2 protein-coding genes are annotated in these 2,599 nt (G+C 60.9%); both read right to left on the reverse strand.

Features of this window, described 5'->3' with window-relative positions; translation table 11 throughout:
* Positions 1-175: 175 nt before the first annotated feature.
* The gene (gene otsA / locus Q0Y42_RS14020) at positions 176-1,543 is read right to left on the reverse strand and encodes an alpha,alpha-trehalose-phosphate synthase (UDP-forming) (RefSeq protein ID WP_172686460.1); all 1,368 of its coding nucleotides are present in this window, start codon (positions 1,541-1,543) and stop codon (positions 176-178) included.
* A 61-nt stretch (positions 1,544-1,604) separates the two neighbouring features.
* Positions 1,605-2,426 carry a trehalose-phosphatase gene (otsB, locus tag Q0Y42_RS14025; protein ID WP_172686461.1) on the reverse strand — a complete coding sequence of 274 codons (822 nt, stop codon included), beginning with the start codon at positions 2,424-2,426 and terminating at the stop codon, positions 1,605-1,607.
* Positions 2,427-2,599 lie beyond the last annotated feature (173 nt).

Consider the following 2,599-nt stretch of genomic DNA (forward strand, 5'->3'; position numbering starts at 1 on the left):
CGGGCTGACGCCTTCAGCCTGTGGAACGACTATGCGCTCGAGATGAACGCATAAGTGCTCACGCTTCGCCCCCCTTTGCGCCCACAATCACCCAACTTGGCAATGCCGTCTGTTCGACCGTCTGTCGTCACGACGCTTTTGCCAAACACTTATCTGCGGAGCAGTGCCGTGTCTATCACCCTGACAGCTCCGCGAGAAAGTCCGAGCACCAGCGGGAGATGTCGTACTCCAAAAGCCGCTTCATCATCGGCGAGAAGCGCTCACGCCGCGCTTCGCGTGGCATCGATAGGCCCTGCGCGATCGCGTTGCCAACCGCCTCGATATCGTAGGGATTGACGAGGAGAGCCCCATCGAGTTCCCGTGCCGCGCCAGCGAAGCGTGACAGCACAAGCACGCCCGGATCATCCGGGTCCTGCGCGGCCACGAACTCCTTGGCGACGAGGTTCATGCCGTCTCTAAGCGGTGTAATCAGGCCGACGCGCGCAAGTCGATAGAGCCCGGCGAGTACATTTTGCGCGATAGCGCGATTGACATATCGGATCGGTACCCAGTCGAGGCGTCCTAGCGATCCATTAACATGACCGGCCCGTTCCGCCACTTCACGCTGCATTGCGGTGTAGCCCGGGACCTCCGTGCGCGATTTCGGAGTGACTTGGAGCATCGTCGTGCGCCCGTGATAGGCGGGGTTTGCCGTGAGGAATTTCTCATATCCATCGATACGGTGGGTTAGACCCTTGGAATAATCCAGACGGTCCACGCCGATGATCAGGTCACGCCCTTCGAGGCTTTCAGCGAATCGCCGAACCGCCGCAGTATTCATCGCCTCGCTGGCCATATCCGCAAAATGCCTTGTGGCGATGCTGATCGGAAAGGCGCCAGCCCGGAAACGCCGTCCATATGCTTCAAACCAGCGGCCACCGACATCACCGCCAATACCCTCCCGCCGTAAGCCCGAGGCGAAGTTGTCTACGTCGTGCCCGGTCTGGAAGCCGACCACGTCATAGGCCGTAAGCCCGCTGATGATGGCTTCGTGCACCGGCAGGGTAAAGAAGACATCCGGTGGCGGCCAGGGAATGTGCATGAAGAAGCCGATGCGGTTCTCGACTCCCAACCTGCGCAGTTCCGAGGCGATGGGAATCAGGTGGTAGTCGTGAATCCAGATCAGGTCATCGGGCTGGACCAGCGGCCTGAGCCGTTCCGCGAAGAACCGATTGACACGAAAATACCCTGCCATGTCCTTGCGGGCATAGTCCGTAAGGTCGAGCCGATAGTGGCACAGCGGCCATAGCACGCTGTTTGCAAAGCCGGCATAGTACTCGGACAGGTCACGGCGCGAGAGATCCGAAAGCGCGAAGGTGATGCGGCCATGCTCATGAAAGCTCAGGGGCCCCGGTTCCTTCGCCCCGCTGGATTTGCCGGACCAGCCCATCCACACGCCGCCATGCAGCTCGAGCGCCGATTCCAAGGCTACAGCAAGCCCTCCGGGAGGCGGCCCTTTCGCGACATCCGGTACCCTGTTGGAGACGACGATGAGGCGGCTCATCCTGTGCCCTCCAGCCTGCGGAAGTGATCCGAAGCGGGGCACGCGTTCCCATGCAGCGCCCTCATGCCGAAGCCCTTTCTATCCAGGCACGCACGTCGGAGGGGGAGGCAACGCGATATCTCGCACAGCTCTGCCTGCAGTCCTCCCCGACACGCACGGATAGACCGTCAAGCCGATTAGCCGCCATGAACATCGGTTCGTCAGTCACGTCGTCGCCCATGGCCAGGGGTTGTCGCCCGGAAAAGGGCTCAGCTTCCATAAAGGCCATGAGCGCATCGCCCTTGTCGCGGCCGCGCGGCCGCAATTCTAATACCTGTTTGCCTTCCTGTAACACCCAGCCCGATCCAACGGCTTCGGTGAGGTCTTGCATCAGGTCACGGAGAGGCATCTCCCTTTCGGGTGCAAGCCGGTAGTGCGCAGCAAAAGCTGCTCCCTTGTCTTCGAATACAACGCCCGGCCAGCGGGCCACCTCCTGGCGAAGACGCAACTTCCCGGCGTTGAATTCCGACGTGGTCTTGACGCGCCCTGCATTCCCGGAACCATCTCGCCATTCGGCTCCGTGAAGACCAGATACCGCTAGTTCTGCATCGGGAAACAGGCGGTCGACAAACTCGATTGGTCTTCCTGTCACCAGCGCCAGCGCACCATCGAGCCTTTCGGACATGCGTGCCAGCGCAAACGGCATACCGGGGGGCACGACGACAGCCTCTGGCGTGCTCGCGATATCGAGAAGCGTACCATCGATGTCGAGAAAGACTGCCAGGCTGGCGATTTGCGTAGGCAGTGCATATGAGTTTGCGCGCCGAGAGGCCGACGCGCCTAGCAACGAATCCTTCTTGTGCATGGCATTAAAATGCAGGTTCAGCCGGAATGGGCAACCCATCTCTTGAGACCGCGTCCCACTACGTCAGCGTAGGCATCGCACCTCAGCGGGTTGACGATCGAAGGACCGTCTCCCTATAACGGCAACCTCTCAAGGCAATTCGGCCTTCCACGCGCTCGACGGGCTCTGATGATGTGACCGCCCCCCGACGGCATCTCTGTGCCAAGGTGGGT

This window comes from uncultured Brevundimonas sp. (assembly GCF_947305955.1).
Classification (GTDB): Bacteria; Pseudomonadota; Alphaproteobacteria; order Caulobacterales; family Caulobacteraceae; genus Brevundimonas.

Coding starts and splice junctions, on each gene's coding strand:
- otsB (WP_172686461.1), bottom strand. CDS start 2,426: ATGGGTTGCCCATTCCGGCTGAACCTGCATTTTAATGCCATGCACAAG.
- otsA (WP_172686460.1), bottom strand. CDS start 1,543: ATGAGCCGCCTCATCGTCGTCTCCAACAGGGTACCGGATGTCGCGAAA.